Here is a 15815-nt window from a genome sequence, read left to right on the forward strand (position 1 = left end):
ACCTTCACATAGGCCAGTATATCAGTCTGATAGCCATGGACACAGGATTTAGGGACATTCATTAAATATTATAAAATCAGCCAACTAATTCATACACAAAATATTGCGAATTAGTTGGCTTTTTTGTATCTTTAGGTATTCCCCCGAAAACAAGGTTTGACGGCCAAAACGAGGGAAACATCCAAACTAAGATATGGCGGATTTATCGTTGAAATTGGTGGTGGGGACATTCCGCACACTTGAACTTCTTCTTATAACAGAATGCTCAATTCCATTCATTCAGGCACACCAGCTGATACCCGGATTTGTTGGAAGTACGGCTATGCCAACGTTGAACAAACACATCTTCCCTGCCTCGGAACAGAGTCCGGTACAAAGCCACTTTCTCCTCTAAAGACAGGCGGATATCAGGCTGTTCTTTCTCCCTGGCCACCCCTGTATTTTCGCTTTTGAGACGCTGAATCTCTTGATTCAAAACAGCATTCTCCCTCAGAAGGTTTTGATAAGCATCCCAAAGTTCTTCATAGGTGTATCTCATATCCATAAAAGTGCCATTTATCCAAAGAACTTCGTAATGGCAAACAGCGGAGTATTCTCCATCCAATTCTGATCTTGATAACCCATCATGGAGATGCGCAGTCCTTTCAACTGATAATCAAGATGATTTTTAATATATTCCGACATGGAATGCGCACGTACATTCTCTTCGGCTTTCACTTCCACCGGTATCATGCGATGCTCCGTCTGTACCACAAAGTCAATCTCCGCAGGTGTTTTGTCGCTACTCCAATAATAGGGCGAAAAGCCTTGGGCCACCATTGCTGTAAGACAAACTGTTCAGTAAAGGCACCCTTGAACTCCTTGAATATATTATCTCCTACTAACACAACCTAAAAGACCGCAATCAAGTAGGAATAATTTGAAGGCACTCAGATCTTCGTAAAATTTGACGGGCATCTGCAGTTCTTTTACCCGGATGACTTTATGCACTAGGCCTGCATCCATCAGCCACTGAATGGCAAGTTCATATTCCGTAGCTCTAGCACCTTTCTTCAATATATTATAGATGAATTTTTTGTTCTCCTTGGCCAACTGCGAAGGCAAGGATTGCAGCACTTGTCCGATACGCATACTTTCAGTAGGTGTCGTATGCTTGGAGATGTCCCACCGATAAGCATCCAGGATTTCAGTCTGTTTGCCACGTACCTCCTGTAAGTTTTGATGCTGAAAGAAACAATCCACCACTTCAGGCATGCCACCTACATAGTAGTATTGACGAAGCAAATCAATATATTTTAAACTGAGAATTTTTAAGATTTCCCAATCGGGCTGATGCAACAAATCGCACAAATCAGTTTCACCGGCAGCCATCAGAAATTCTTCAAAATCCATCGGATATAGATGCATTACATTTACCTTACCCACCGGAAAGGACATACCTTTCCCCAAAGTAATTCCCAACAAGGAGCCAGCCGCCATCACATGATATTCAGGCGCATTTTCCTGAAAATATTTCAAGCTATGCAATCCCCGTTCCACTTCCTGCAACTCATCGAATACAATCAATGTTTTTCCTGCTTCAATCTTCGTTCCTGTGATAGCCTGAAGGGTCAGCAAAATACGGGGGACGTTATAGTCGGCTGCAAATAACTCCTTGGCCAGTGGCTCGACATCACAGTTGATGTAGGCTACATTCTCAAACTCAGTCAGACCAAAATGTTTCATCACCCAAGTTTTACCAACCTGACGAGCACCCAACAATATCAAAGGTTTTCTCGCAGGATTATCTTTCCAAAGTTTCAACTGTTGTATAATCTTCCGTTTCATCGATTCCTTTAAAATGAGAATTATTCATTTGTCTCTTGCAAAGATGCATTTTTTCGAGGATGGGAACTGGTATATAATACACTTTTTCGATGATAATTTAAGGATAATGTTACATTTTTTAGAGGACACAAACTTTCAGATTGTACAAGAATCGTATTGTACTTGCAAACAGTCTATTTAACAAAATTAAGGCAACAAATTTATTTGTATAACTTATTGAAGGAAGTCATGATTCCAGTATCTTTCTTTCCAGCATTTTTGTCGTCCTGAACTAAGAACTTCACAACGATCAAGAGCTTCGGATTTAGTATCCATGCTAACTTCTGCATAGATATTGGTTGTATGTTTCGTTACTACCAATAGTCACACGTCTGAAATGTTCCTTTAATGGATTACAACGATCTCCCTCTATATAAAGTTTTGCGCGTTTCAAACGAACAATAACCACTTCTTGGGAAACATTAAACTTGGATGATAATGCTCCAACCACAACGTTGCAGTCTCGTATATTGCATGGCTGATAATCATGATAGAGCCTACCTGTTGTAATTCTATTTTCTTTGAAAAGTTTGTTTACTTCTATATAGAACGGGATATTAGGCATAAGAAGGAACGATGCAAAGGTGTTAGCCTGATACTCCATTCTACCATGAGTAGATCTACTAATAATTGTATCCTTGTCACTTTCCCTGTCTTCAATTGAGAGTAAATCTTTCACGATGGACGAGTGTAAGGCAATGTGTCCTAATTCATGAGCAATAGTAAAATTTTGACGATGTTCGCTCAAAGCAGAGTTAATAGTAATCACATGTTCTTTGAAATCACATTTGCCTAAACAATCTTCTTGCATTTCAACGAAATCAAATTTATAATTGGCTGCAATTAGAGAAAAACAACGATTTATGAAGTTTTCTTTTATCAAGTACCTGGTATCTTGCAAGATATCATCCACTCTTTTACAAATCTCATCATCATCCATAAATGGTACCTGTAACGCCTTTGACATCGGAATTCCACATTCCAATAATAAATCCGAGATTGTAATAAACGAATTCTCACAATACACTATTGGATAGTTGGTTGATGCTTCACCTGTTAATATTTTATATTTGAATTGATTTTGTTCAAAACTATTTATTTGTCTCCAAATAATTGTTTCCCAATCACTATGTTCTGACAATACGACTAATGCAATATTATCACTTTGGGCTAATGTTATTACTTGTTGTGTAAAGCCTGCTGATGAAATCATTATACCACGAACCCCAGAACGTGGATAATCAGCAAGATTCCCCACAAACTCACGATAGATAGAATTATCTATTTTTCTTTTGTGGTTCTTACATTCAACCACAAGAAGATTACTCCATATTTTCTTGTCTGAGTTAGAATATATTTCTATAGTTATGTCAGGATTCAACATAACATCAGGCGCAGTTTTACTGGTATATTGCTTATGCAAAAAAATCTCGTTGTATCGTGATACACCAGGTATATCTTGGCTTTCAATAAGTTTTTTTTAATTTTGTGAAAACTAATTTCTCAAAAGAGTCTCCTTTCTGTTGATTGCTTGATTTCTTTGCCATATGTAGACACCTTTGTTTTTAATCTCTTGAAAGGTCTTCTTTTGTTAAGGACCTTTTGTTAAAGACTTCTACATTTTTTTTACAATATCATCTAAAAAACAAACTGAATAACAAATAAAAAAGAAGCAAAAGTTACACAATTTTACACTTCTTTATCTCAAAAAAATTCATATTCACAAATAGATTGTATTTTCAATTGTGTTTCTTCTCTAAATTTTTCTTTCTCATTATTTCTTTGAACATTTCGTCTAGGATGTATATTCGGACCGTATTTCATGCAAATAATGGGAATTATATTATCATTAGAATAAAACGTATTTATCCCTTTTCCCTCTTGTTGTAAAGATGCCTTTAAATAAAGAAAAAAGTCTTTTATTTGTTTCATCGCATGGCTAAAATTCTTCCATAGTGTTTTATCTTTGGTCAATGGTTCAACATCCATTTTAAACTCAACTAAAAGTAATTTATTGTCATCAAAAATCATACAATCACATCGTCCCCTTGGAATGCCATCTCCTACATAATCCTCTAAACCGTGTTTGATGATTCCTCCATCAATACAGATATGAACGATTTCACTCCGCTTATCATTTTTTATTTTCAACGACTTATCTTTATTCGTATCTGATTCGACAAGGAAGGTACGCTTGGACAAACCACAGTCATAAGCATACAAAAGCGTACTACAAAGACGGTCTATTGTATAAGGATTGGACGTGTAAATTGTCTGAATTATAGAGCAAAAGTTATTTCTCATATTTTAAATAATTGAATATAGAAAATCAAATTCGTTATTAATATTTTCTGTTTCCTCATCAATAAAATTATCCCCAATAAGCTGAGTCACATCATCAAGAATAGATTTACAATATACATTAGAATTAGCTTTTAATGCGTATGCCTGAAATTTTTCAGGAGAAATATTCATACATTCATTAGCCGCTGTTTTCAGATTCTCGGTTAAAAAGAATTCCTCAATTTCTTTTTTCTTATCTGGTTGCATTCTAATAACTTTAGTATAATACAACATATTATTGAATGTTGCTTGCACATAAGGACTATGTGTGGTAATAATAAGCTGGCTATTAGTTTTGTTGGCAACCAAAATCAATAATTCCACCAACATCTTCTGTGCTTTAGGGAAAAGATGTGTTTCCGGTTCCTCTATAATACGTGACGCTTTCTGTTTTTCATTCAATATATAGATGGCATCTTGAATAATACGTATAACTTCTTGTTGTCCGGATGAAGACATACTTAATGGAACGAATTCTTTTTCATTATAGAAAATTTTCTCCATACCATTCTCATTCTTATAATCTCCATGTAAAATCTGCGATATAATATTATATATTAATTGTGTAAACGGAGTGTTCTCAATATTATCTTTTACCCCGTTAAAATAGTCAACAAGAAATTTAGAATAACTAATAAACTCTTTAATTAAATTTATATCTATGGTATTTGTTTCGTTATTGCTATATAACGCAGACTTAAGTTCTCCAAAAAACAATAGCTGAAATTGTTCTGGGTACGAAACTGTAATATTCCTTCCCGCAGGTAAGAACAAAGTTTCTTTCTCGTCAAAGAATATTTTATTCACTTCCGTAGTCATCTTCTTTATTAAAGCATTCTTTGCCTTTTCCTGCAAAATAAAATTCATTCTATTTTCATTATTAGAATCTATTTTCTTTTGTAACGCAATGGTCTTCTTATTTATAAAGTCCCAATATTCATTATCAAATTGTATTTGTAATGATCTCTTTTTAAAGAGAGTTAATTTATATTCTTTCTCGATTGAAAAAATATATTGAATACAAAAATCGTCATTCAATCTAGATGTGTATCCGAAATATATGGCAAATTTATTTTGGATATTAGATATTAATTTCTTCTGTAATTCCACTAACGAACGCTTGTTTGTCTCGTATAGTAAATTAAAATAATCCTGTTTTAGAGACTTGAAAAAGTAGATTAATTTAGCAATCGTACTTTTTCCGCTCGCTTGCTCACCTATCAGAAAAAGAAAATCCTTAATTTCTATTTCTGCATAACTTATTTGCCTGAAATTCTTTATTATAATCTTTTGCATATTTTATTCATTTTATAAATAAGACAAAAGTACGAATACATTTTTAAAAAGACAATTAATATTCTCTTAAAAAATACCAAAATATTATTTCTTCCGTTTTTTTGCTATACAAGATTATAAAAAACGTTGAAGTAGATAACTTCTACTGGCTTTTTAATGCTCAGACTTGGAAATAACAATCACGCTTTCCTTTTTTTAAACAACTCCAAAGAATATCTCCACTGACCTGAAAAAATATTTTAGAAAAATCCTATTACTAATATTTGCAGAAATCGAACCTTCTATTTATCTTTGCGGTGTCAAAGAGATGATGGTTGTTAGATTAATGAAGAAAAGTAATGAGTTTAGTGTAGTGCTAATTCAATGGCTTTCATAAAAGATAAAGTAATAAGTGTACAGTCATTCAAGGGATTAGAATAAACCGAAGCAAAAGGTTCGATTCCTGGTGGCACCACTTTTTAAGAAGGAAAAACGATGTAAATCCCTGAATTTCAAAGAAGTTCAGGGATTTTTCTTTTCCAAGAATAGGCAAAATTAGTGAGATTGAAGCAAACCATACGTCCTTATTCAAGGGACTGTTTTTAAAAGCCCGAAATGTTCCACTGCGAGGTATTTACTTCATTCTTTTACAGCACGTTGCACTATTTTACATAACAGGGTTCTCGGTTCGATTTCCTAACTTTGTATCATTAAAAATTGAGCCGTATGGAAAGAAAAAGATTCAGCGTGTTGTTCTTCATCAAGCGTAGCAAACTGTTAAAAAACGGGGAAGCACCCGTGCGTGTGCGTGTCACTTATGACCGCCTATACGTGGAACTTCAACTAAAGCGGAGTGTAAAAGTCCCACTTTGGTCGCAGGAAAAAGAGAAATCGACAGGCAAAGACCGAAACTCCGTAGAACTTAACCATTACATTGACGCCCTGCGTGTGAAATTCTATCAGATTTACCAAGACTTGGAACTGGAGGGAAAGATTATCTCCGCACGTGCCATAGTGAACCGCTATCAGGGAAAGGACGAAACTTTCAAGACATTGTATAATGTATTCAAGGAACATAATGACAACTGCCGGAAGCTAATCGGGACAGACTATGCCGACATCACCGTAAGACGTTACGACAATTGCCTTAAATACCTCATGGAACTGGTTAAACGGGATTACAAGGTAGATGATATGTTACTGCGTGAGGTAAACGGGGAACTGGTACGCAAATTCGATTTATACCTAAAGACGGAGAAGCATTGCGCACAGAATACCGTTATCCGGTACATGAAATGTTTTAAGAAAGTGATAAACCTTGCCATTGCCAACGAGTGGCTGACAAAGAACCCGTTTGCAGGAATCAAGTTTCACGAGGTGGAGGTAAACAAACAGTTCCTAAGCCAAGCCGAGATAAACCGGATATGGCAGAAAGAGTTCAGGATTGAACGGCTGGAACTGGTACGGGATGTTTTTATCTTCTGCGTATATACCGGGCTGGCATTCATAGACGTGTATAACTTACGCCCCGAACACGTTTCAGAGGACAGCAACGGCAACCTGTGGATAGTGAAACCCCGTGAAAAGACAAACAACCTCTGTAACATCCCGCTTTTGAGCATTCCCAAACAGATACTTGAAAAGTATAAGGATAACCCCTACTGCATGGATAAAGGAACTTTGTTGCCCGTTCCCTGCAACCAGAAGATGAACAGCTACCTGAAAGAGATTGCCGACCTTTGCGGTATTAAAAAGAACCTGACCACGCACACAGCCCGGCACAGTTTCGCTTCGGTTATTGCGCTGGCTAACAACGTGTCACTGCCGAACGTGGCTAAAATGCTGGGGCATTCATCCACCCGAATGACGCAGCACTACGCAAAGGTATTAGACCAAACGATACTAAGGGATATGCAATACGTAGAGAGAAAAATATCATTTTTCAGCAACTTTAATGCTGAATTGTAAACTTTTAAAAGGAAAAAGGCCTATATTTGCATTTAAAGTAATCGTTATAACAGCCATGAACAGAATCATAGAAAACTTAAAAGTAAATAATCCTGCGATATATCAAATATTGCAAGAGCAAGAAAAACAAAAATGGGAAATAACTAGTGGAACTCGTTATAAAACCGTCAGTGACACTGTTTCTGCAAATTCTTCAATTGAATATAACATTAAATCTAAACCGAATCAATTATGCCAACATGGAGTGAAATATTAACAGAATTAAAAGTCGAAAGTGCCCAAGGGAATTCTGCTCCTTTTGATTTTATTCGACGCAAATACCTTTCTGAACTATCTAAATATACAAACAGAAATATTATTTTGTACGCAACTGCTTTTACCCAAAAAGGTGGAGCTCCCGAATTACTTTCGGTAACAGAGGAAGATGTGCAAGGAATGATGGAAGTTTCATACGGACTTGAAAAAAAGCCTGTAGATTTAATTATACACAGTCCGGGAGGTTCTCCCGAAGCAGCAGAAGGTATTGTCGAATATTTGCATGCTCAATTTCCTGAAGTAAGAGTTATTATTCCCCAAATAGCAATGTCTGCTGCCACAATGATTGCATGTTCAGGAGCTAGTATTGTCATGGGAAAACATTCTAATATAGGTCCCGTAGACCCACAGTTGATTATTAATAGTCCTAACGGTCCCACAAGTAATCCTGCAAAAGCAATAATTGACCAATTCTATAAAGCATTACAAGAAGTAAACGAACCCAATAAACAAGCATGGGCTATATTACTTAATCAATATGGTCCTTCTGTCATTACACAATGTGAAAATTATATCAAAATGTCTGAAAACTTAATTAGAGATTGGCTTAATAGATTCATGTTCAAAACAGAAGCTCCAGATGTCAAAGCTCCTATTATAGAGAATATAGCATCTTTTTTGGCTAATCACGATAACTTTAAAAGTCATGGTCGCCATATATCCCGTGAAAAAGCAGAATCAAAAGGGTTAAAAATAGAATATCTTGAAAAAGACTCTCAATTACAAGATTTAGTTCTGTCTGTGTTTCATGCTACAACTCATACATTTTCATCAACACCTGCAATGAAAATTATAGAGAATCAAAATGGGAAAGCATTCATAAAAATTCAAAATTAACAAGATATTGAAAAGACTATCCGCATAAACATGAAGAAGCCAGCAACACAGTTTTCAAGAAACCATGATTGCTGGCTTTTAATTAATCAAACAATAAATCAATAAATACAGAAAACAAGATTTCACGTTTTCAAGATTTCATTTTCTGTAATACCTTTCCAGCAGGTCTAAAATCTCGCTTTCCCGGTAGATGATTTTTCCCGGAAGCTGCACATATCCCAGCAGTCCCGTGTCCCTGTAATCCTGCAACGTCCGTTTGCTGATGCAAAGCCGCTCGCACACTTCCTCGCCTGTCAAGTAGTGTTCACCGTTCAATACCGGGCGATAGTTCATTTCCACGTACTCCACGTTTTCCAGCACCCTGTCAAGGGAGGAAAACAGTACCAGCGTGGTTTCGGAATCTTTCGTTATCAAATCCATACGCCTACTTTTTAGAATTGTCCCTTACTTGGCTAAGCAGAAATGTTTCCACGTCCGAAGCCTTATAGTAAATCTTATTGTTAATCTGCGAATAAGGCAGTTTCCCCGTATCACGGTAGGTCTGCATCGTCCGGGCTGAAACATTCAGCAAACGGCAGGTCTCGCAGTTATCCAGCCACTTGTCACGCTTCCTGCGTAAAGGCACACAGAGCGCATCCACACGCCCCACAAAATTTTCAAACCTCTGTTTCCAAAGTTCAAAGGTTCTCTTTTCAATCGTCACTATTTCCATAACCGATATATTTATTATTATCAATACTCCGTTTTTCTTCACTGGTGCAAATATATAAGACTGAATGACAGGTTGTTTCTTTCTGTCCGCAAATGACCTTGCGTGTCCAAAAATGTCCACCACCAACCCAAACGAGCAGGAAAGAAACAATAAGAGAACAGAAACCCCGGTTTCCCCCACTTACTAAATAAGTAAGGTAATGAACACAAAGCCGTTTTCTATTTACCGACATTAATTTGGTGCAGAGCGCAGCAAAGCGATTCCAAACGGCTGACGCTTTGTTTTTTACCGATTTTTCTTATTTTATTTGTGGTGCTAATTCAAAAAACAAGCACCTATGAATAATCCTTTCGAAGAAATTTTCAAACGGCTGGAGAACATCGAAAAGATGATTGCCCCGGTCATGGGCGCACAGCCCGAAGAACGGCAGGACGGAAAAGAGCCCGTGTTAGTCAAAATATCCGTTGCCAGCGGCATAACCGGGTATTCGGTCAATTACCTGTATCATTTAGCCAGCAAGGGACTGATACCCTGCGTCAAGCGTGGGCGTACCCTGCGTTTCGACATGGAGGAACTCAAAAAGTGGATGCAGCAGCAGTATGTCCCGGCTTCTAACAGACTTCTCGATGAAAAAGAAAAGAGGTGATGAAACACGGCATATCGAGGGCTGGCAGTCGAAGAACGAGCGCATCGAAAGCCTGTTGAACGTCCTGTACGATTTCCGGTTCAACACCGTAAAGAACCGGACGGAATACCGGGCTGCGGGTTCTTCGGACTTGTACCAGCCCGTTACGAAATTTGTCCTGAACTCGTTCAGGCGCAGGCTGGACGCAACCGCTGGTATTGTCACCTCTGCCGAGAACATCCGTACCATACTGGAAAGCGACTTCGCAAGAAAGGTACATCCCATACGGGAATACTTTAACGCCCTGCCGCTTCTCAATCCTGCCGAACATGGGCATATCGGCAGGCTTCTGAACACGGTACAGGTAGCCAATCCCGGCAAATGGGAGGAATATTTCACGAAATGGCTTATCGGTGTGGTAGCCAACGCAATGAACGACACGGGGTGTCAGAATCATACCTGTCTAGTGCTAACCGGGGACAAGCAGGGACAGTTCAAATCGTGGTGGCTGGACAACCTTTGCCCGACACCGCTTAAGAACTACCTGTTCACCGGAAAGATAGACCCGCAGGGCAAAGACATCCTGACACTGATAGCCGAATACCTGTTCATCAACATTGACGACCAGCTAAAGGAACTCAACAAGCAGAACGAGAACGCCTTGAAGAACCTTATCACCACCCCGGCAGTGAAATACCGCAGACCGTATGATGTTTACATAGAGGAATACCCCCACCTCGCCAGCTTCATGGCTTCGGTGAACGGCAACGAGTTCCTGACCGACCCGACAGGCAGCAGGCGTTTTTTGCCGTTCGAGGTACTGCACATAGACAAGCCCACGGCAGAAAGTATTCACATGGATAACGTCTATTCCGAAATCATGTACCTGTACCGTCAGGGCGTGCGCTACTGGTTCAATGATATGGAGATTAGAGAATTGCATTTAGCAAATGCGGGATTTGAGGTGCAGACGGTCGAGTTTGAAATGCTGACACAATATTTTGAGAAGCCGACAGAGGAGGAAGAACCCTTGTTCTTTATGACAACGGCACAAATACTGACACGTTTACGGGATATATGCGCCATGCAGCTATCTGAAAAACGGCTGGGGGAAGCGTTGCGCAAAGCCGGGTTCAAACGAGTGCAGAAACGTATCAACAAACAGAATTATTCGGTATATGGGTACAGAATAAAGCCTATTCCTGCATCCTATACAAATGACGATTACGGATAGGTAGCCGTGCAGTAATTACTGCAAAAGTATCACATAATCACTCAAACTGTTAAAAATCAGCCTATTATACAATACACAATAAGCAGTAAGATAAAATCCAAAACTTTTTGGAAAACCGGAAAAAAGAAAAACAAGAAAAGAGCAAGCAGGAATATAAGGCTGTATTTCTATTTCCTTTTGAAGAAATAACTTACTTATCTTACTGCATAAGAGATAATCCACTGAAAAAAAAAGAATTATGCGCAGAAACATGGTGACTTTTCTTCTTACTGACTTCTTACTGTGCTACTGCAATTTATCAATGAATATCAAAAAATAAAAATTATGACCTACAAGGAAGCCAACAATATCAGTATCAAAGATTACCTGAACTCTTTGGGAATCCAGCCAGCCAAGGAAAAGGGAAGCTACGGGATGTACCGCAGCCCCTTACGGGAGGACAACACGCCAAGTTTCAAGGTGGATTATAACGCCAATTTATGGTGTGACTACGGAACTGGTGAGGGCGGGACGCTCATCGACCTTGTAATGAAGCAACACCAGTGCAACGCCTACGGTGCTATCTGCCGACTGGAACAGGGCGACACCGCCTCTTTTTCCTTTCACGGGAAAGAACTGCCCGAAAGGGAGACGAAAAGGCAAGCAGCCAGCCCGATAGAGATACACAGAATACAGCCGTTACAGAATCCGGCACTCATACGCTATTTGCAGGAAAGGGGGATTTCTCCCGGAACGGCATCCCCTTACGTGCAGGAAATGTATTACCGCATCGGTGGCAAGCCTTATTTTGCGCTGGCGTTTAGGAATGATTCAGGAGGTTACGAGCTTCGCAATCCCCGTTTCAAGGGCAGCACATCGAAAGACATCACCCATATACGGCAGCAGGGAGAGCCGAGAGATACCTGTTTCGTGTTCGAGGGCTTTTTGGATTTCCTCTCATTCCTCACTATCCGGCAACAGAAAAGTCCGGATATACCCTGCACCGACTGGCAGGACTACGTTATTCTAAACTCCACCGCCAACACGGATAAAGCCTTATATCCGTTGGCTGATTACGGGCATATACATTGTATGCTTGACAATGACGAAGCCGGGAGGAAAGCGGTTGAAGCCATAAGGCAGGAATACAAATGGCGTGTACGTGACGTATCACACCTGTACAGCGGTCACAATGACCTGAACGACTATTTGCGTAGCCTTAAAGTGAAACAATCCCAAGACTTGACAGTTACCGACAAGCCCCAGCCGGAGCAGGATAACAGACAAAATCCGGGTGAAAAAAGAAAGAGAGGGCTAAGGATGTGACCTGCAAGACTGGCGGCATGAACAGACGGCAGGCTGTGTGATTAGGGAGAGCAAGGTTATGTTTCGGTAGACCGAAACACCTTGCTTTGCTTAACGCAAAGAAAATTTCTCCCGTTGGTCGCAATTTTTAAGATACCACCTAAAAGCAAAAACACATGACAGAGATAAGGAACAAACCGGGAGGTCGCCCGGCAAAAAGCCGGATAGACAAGCAGAACCGGGTAGTCAGCACGAAACTGACCGAGTTACAGTTATACGCAATCAGGAAGCGAGCCACCGAAGCCGGGCTGCACGTCAGCGAATACGTCCGGCAGGCGGTCGTTTCGGCAGAGGTGACACCCCGGCTGAACAGGCAGGATGCGGACACTATCCGCAAGCTGGCGGGTGAAGCCAACAACATCAACCAACTGGCGCACCGGGCGAATGCCGGAGGGTTCGCACTGGTGGCGGTGGAACTGGTGAAACTCAAAAACAGGATTGTCGAAATCATTAACCAGTTGTCGGATGATTGGAAAAATAAAAAAGGGAAGCGGATTTAAAGGCTGCGTGAACTATGTACTCGGCAAGGAACAGGCAGCTTTGCTTCATGCGGAGGGAGTGTTGACGGAAAGCAACCGGGACATCATACGCAGTTTCATACTGCAAGCCGGGATGAACCCCGACCTGAAAAAGCCGGTCGGGCATATTGCGCTAAGTTATTCCCCGGTGGACGCACCCAAGCTGACAGACGGGAAAATGATACAGCTTGCGCAGGAGTACATGCGTGAAATGAAAATCACCGATACACAGTACATCATCGTGCGCCACCAAGACCGGGAACATCCGCATGTGCATATCGTGTTCAACCGCATAGACAACAACGGCAAGACCATTTCGGACAGGAACGACATGTACCGCAACGAACAGGTATGCAAGAAGCTGAAAGCCAAACACGGGCTTTATTTCGCTAAAGGCAAGGAGCATGTAAAACAGCACCGTTTGAGAGAACCGGACAAATCCAAATACGAGATTTACAATGCCGTAAAGGATGAAATCGGGAAGTCCAAGAACTGGCAGCAGTTACAAACCCGGCTGGTGGAAAAGGGTATCGGGATTCATTTCAAGTACAGGGGACAGACTGGCGAAGTGCAGGGCATTTCCTTTTCCAAAGGCGAATACACGTTCAAGGGTTCGGAGATAGACCGCAGTTTCAGTTTTTCCAAACTGGATAAGTGTTTCGGGGATGCAGGGCTGAACACTGCCGGAAACAACCGACAGACGGTTTTCGCACCTGTTCAGGAGCCAGCGCAAACACCGGGCAAAGCTGACAGTCCGTTACTGGCAGGCTTGGGCGGTCTGTTCTCCGCTTCATCCTCTCCGGCTGATGAAACGACCGACAATCCCGATGAAAGAAAAAAGAAGAAAAAGAAACGGCACTTAAAATTATAGGAACATGGAAGATAATTTAATTTTGGAGGGGCTTCTCTCTATGGTTACGGAATTGAAAGAACGGCAGGAGAAGCAGGTAACACCAGCCAGCCGGGAGGAAACGATTAACCGACTGGACGTTATCGAACAGCGCATTTCGGATATGCAGGGCAAATCCGGCATTGCTGAAAACACGATGCAGGAGATTCTAAACCAAATCGGCAGTATCAGAAAAGGGCAGTCCGAGAACCAAAAACAAGACCTTGAAGATATTAAGGGGCTTATCGTGACCTCTCACCGATATTTCAAGGAGCGGTTAAAAGTGTTGTTCCCGGCTGATGATAGACCAGCCGGAGAAATAACGCCCGTTTCATGGCATGGTAAACTGATATACCGGATAACTCCCTACCTGAAACCCAAGTTTTTTCTTCTTTCAGCAGGTTTTATTATCTGTATCACTTCGCTAATCTTGAATATTCGTTTTACGGAACGGATGCAGCGGTTACAGGATAACGATATAAAATACCGTTATATCCTGATGAAAGGAAAGGCAGACGGCAGCAGCCTTGATTTGCTGGAAACGAAGTTCAGCCGGAAACGGGATAACGCTTTCATCCGAAGCCTGACCGATTCGGTAAAAGGGTTTGAATACCGTAGCAGAAAACAGGCGGAAGCGTTGGAACGGGCAAGGCTGTTAAACGAGCAAGCCGAGCAGCTGAAGGAGCAAGCCAACAAGTTGGGCAAACCATAAACCAAAGCAAAGCCGGAGCAGAACCGCCCCGGCTTTCAAATTCACTTCTTTTTCTTCGTACAGTGTTCTTTCTCGAACTGGCGCAACGTGGTGACGCTAAACCGCTCCTTGATGAACTCCCGGACATCGGAAGCCTTGTAATATACTTTTCCGCTGATTGTAAAGTATGGCAGCGCACCGATAGCCCGGTAACGTTGCAGGGTCTTGATACTCACTTTGAACAGCAAGCACAAGTCTTGATTATCCAACAGGTTGTCATCTTCAGGCAGCACCCTGTCGGCATTGCGCAGTACCCGTACATCCTTGCAGAGTTCTTCCAGTTTGGCGTACAGCTTCTGCATCCATACGCTGAAATCGTCATTGTCTATATACATGATTGCTTCATTTTTCTGATTATACATTATGGTTTGTCAATCGATTGATGAAGCAAAGTTCAGAAAACGAGAGCAAAGAAAATAAGGGAATGGTACATCCACTCCCCTATAAATTATTTATATCTTATTGATTATCAAATAAAAATATTTAAAAATAATCGTAACCATTGTCTTTACTCTTTTTAATAATAGCTAATTTCAACCTATCTAAAAAATCTGTGATTTTAGTAGGTTTTCGTTTAATAACTGCTATTTCTTTTTTGTATATATCACCAAAACTGATATTAAACATTTTCTCAAAAATACATGATATATCACTTAGAAAAATATCCTTGTTATCAATGCGAATAATACCATCTTTGATATAAAAAATACCACAAACTAATTCCATTATATCTATAATTTTAATTACCTCACTGTTTAAATAAAAGGGAGATTTCCAATCTGATTCAATATTAATGAAAAATTTGGGGTATTCCATTTGCCGATAGATTAGTTCTTGCTCCATATTTATTAAAGATAACAGTTTGTCAAGATATATAATTTTTAACTTGCTATTTTCCGTAGGTGAAGTTTCTTCTAAAGCCTTAATTGTACCAAAATCTATATAACTCATATTTAATTGCCTAATACGTGTTTTGTTATCATTTTCTTTATTAAGGTAATCGAACAATTCTTCTACAAATTCAAGATATGCAGCAGTAATAGCTTCTATATCAGATTTTTCCTTTTGGAAAGGATGTTTTAATAATTTATATATCTTTTTTTCTGCTAAATTCCAGTTTGCCATAATTAACTTAAGT

General features: G+C 39.9%; 17 protein-coding genes and 1 pseudogene. 9 read left to right on the forward strand and 9 right to left on the reverse strand.

The window, feature by feature from the left end; translation table 11 throughout:
• Positions 1-265: 265 nt before the first annotated feature.
• The 5 genes and pseudogenes from ACYIA1_RS00470 to ACYIA1_RS00490 all read right to left on the reverse strand — a co-directional run bounded on the left by ACYIA1_RS00470 (position 266) and on the right by ACYIA1_RS00490 (position 5505).
• Positions 266-538 carry a TOTE conflict system archaeo-eukaryotic primase domain-containing protein gene (locus tag ACYIA1_RS00470; RefSeq protein WP_480334010.1) on the reverse strand — a complete coding sequence of 91 codons (273 nt, stop codon included), beginning with the start codon at positions 536-538 and terminating at the stop codon, positions 266-268.
• A gap of 17 nt (positions 539-555) precedes the next feature.
• Positions 556-1827 (reverse strand): annotated as a pseudogene (locus tag ACYIA1_RS00475) (ATP-binding protein).
• 316 nt (positions 1828-2143) lie between these two features.
• Positions 2144-3250, reverse strand: coding sequence for an ImmA/IrrE family metallo-endopeptidase (locus ACYIA1_RS00480; protein WP_349216952.1), 1107 nt, complete (start codon positions 3248-3250; stop codon positions 2144-2146).
• 320 nt (positions 3251-3570) lie between these two features.
• Positions 3571-4170, reverse strand: a complete 600-nt coding sequence (locus ACYIA1_RS00485; protein WP_480334012.1) for a hypothetical protein — start codon at positions 4168-4170, stop codon at positions 3571-3573.
• Positions 4171-4173: 3 nt separating this feature from the next.
• Complete coding sequence (locus tag ACYIA1_RS00490; protein WP_349216948.1) at positions 4174-5505, reverse strand: AAA family ATPase; 1332 nt, start codon at positions 5503-5505, stop codon at positions 4174-4176.
• A 705-nt stretch (positions 5506-6210) separates the two neighbouring features.
• Between ACYIA1_RS00490 and ACYIA1_RS00495 the strand changes: the two genes are divergently transcribed.
• The 3 genes from ACYIA1_RS00495 to ACYIA1_RS00505 are packed head-to-tail and all read left to right on the forward strand — an operon-like array spanning position 6211 to position 8604.
• A complete protein-coding gene (locus tag ACYIA1_RS00495; RefSeq protein ID WP_005645871.1) occupies positions 6211-7452 on the forward strand; it encodes a site-specific integrase in 1242 nt (413 codons plus the stop codon).
• 55 nt (positions 7453-7507) lie between these two features.
• The gene (locus ACYIA1_RS00500) at positions 7508-7708 is read left to right on the forward strand and encodes a hypothetical protein (RefSeq protein WP_005645875.1); all 201 of its coding nucleotides are present in this window, start codon (positions 7508-7510) and stop codon (positions 7706-7708) included.
• Positions 7684-8604, forward strand: coding sequence for an SDH family Clp fold serine proteinase (locus tag ACYIA1_RS00505; protein ID WP_005645877.1), 921 nt, complete (start codon positions 7684-7686; stop codon positions 8602-8604). The genes ACYIA1_RS00500 and ACYIA1_RS00505 overlap by 25 nt, the downstream gene beginning before the upstream one ends.
• 138 nt (positions 8605-8742) lie before the next feature.
• Here ACYIA1_RS00505 and ACYIA1_RS00510 read toward each other — a convergent pair whose 3' ends face one another.
• Together ACYIA1_RS00510 and ACYIA1_RS00515 are read right to left on the reverse strand one after the other, a co-directional pair.
• Positions 8743-9024 carry a helix-turn-helix domain-containing protein gene (locus tag ACYIA1_RS00510; RefSeq protein ID WP_480334016.1) on the reverse strand — a complete coding sequence of 94 codons (282 nt, stop codon included), beginning with the start codon at positions 9022-9024 and terminating at the stop codon, positions 8743-8745.
• A gap of 4 nt (positions 9025-9028) precedes the next feature.
• Entirely contained in the window at positions 9029-9316 is a 288-nt protein-coding gene (locus ACYIA1_RS00515) for a helix-turn-helix domain-containing protein (RefSeq protein WP_025866775.1), read from the reverse strand.
• 337 nt (positions 9317-9653) lie between these two features.
• On the opposite strand from ACYIA1_RS00515, the gene ACYIA1_RS00520 reads away from it, so the two are divergent.
• The 6 genes from ACYIA1_RS00520 to ACYIA1_RS00545 all read left to right on the forward strand — a co-directional run bounded on the left by ACYIA1_RS00520 (position 9654) and on the right by ACYIA1_RS00545 (position 14638).
• Positions 9654-9962 (forward strand): helix-turn-helix domain-containing protein, encoded by a 309-nt coding sequence (locus tag ACYIA1_RS00520; RefSeq protein ID WP_025866774.1) that lies wholly within the window; start codon positions 9654-9656, stop codon positions 9960-9962.
• A complete protein-coding gene (locus ACYIA1_RS00525; protein WP_195482689.1) occupies positions 9943-11175 on the forward strand; it encodes a virulence-associated E family protein in 1233 nt (410 codons plus the stop codon). Before ACYIA1_RS00520 ends, ACYIA1_RS00525 begins: the two co-directional genes overlap by 20 nt.
• Positions 11176-11499: 324 nt before the next feature.
• Positions 11500-12480 (forward strand): toprim domain-containing protein, encoded by a 981-nt coding sequence (locus ACYIA1_RS00530; RefSeq protein ID WP_032586345.1) that lies wholly within the window; start codon positions 11500-11502, stop codon positions 12478-12480.
• 155 nt (positions 12481-12635) lie between these two features.
• Entirely contained in the window at positions 12636-13019 is a 384-nt protein-coding gene (locus ACYIA1_RS00535) for a MobC family plasmid mobilization relaxosome protein (protein ID WP_195482688.1), read from the forward strand.
• Positions 12985-13908, forward strand: coding sequence for a relaxase/mobilization nuclease domain-containing protein (locus ACYIA1_RS00540; RefSeq protein ID WP_196008778.1), 924 nt, complete (start codon positions 12985-12987; stop codon positions 13906-13908). Before ACYIA1_RS00535 ends, ACYIA1_RS00540 begins: the two co-directional genes overlap by 35 nt.
• A 4-nt stretch (positions 13909-13912) precedes the next feature.
• Positions 13913-14638 carry a hypothetical protein gene (locus ACYIA1_RS00545; protein ID WP_196008777.1) on the forward strand — a complete coding sequence of 242 codons (726 nt, stop codon included), beginning with the start codon at positions 13913-13915 and terminating at the stop codon, positions 14636-14638.
• 41 nt (positions 14639-14679) lie between these two features.
• On the opposite strand, the gene ACYIA1_RS00550 is transcribed toward ACYIA1_RS00545, so the two are convergent.
• Positions 14680-15012, reverse strand: a complete 333-nt coding sequence (locus ACYIA1_RS00550) for a helix-turn-helix domain-containing protein (protein ID WP_005645903.1) — start codon at positions 15010-15012, stop codon at positions 14680-14682.
• Between the two features lie 148 nt (positions 15013-15160).
• Complete coding sequence (locus tag ACYIA1_RS00555) at positions 15161-15802, reverse strand: RteC domain-containing protein (protein ID WP_480334021.1); 642 nt, start codon at positions 15800-15802, stop codon at positions 15161-15163.
• Positions 15803-15815: the final 13 nt, after the last annotated feature.

Source organism: Parabacteroides sp. KHUB-02 (assembly GCF_056640955.1).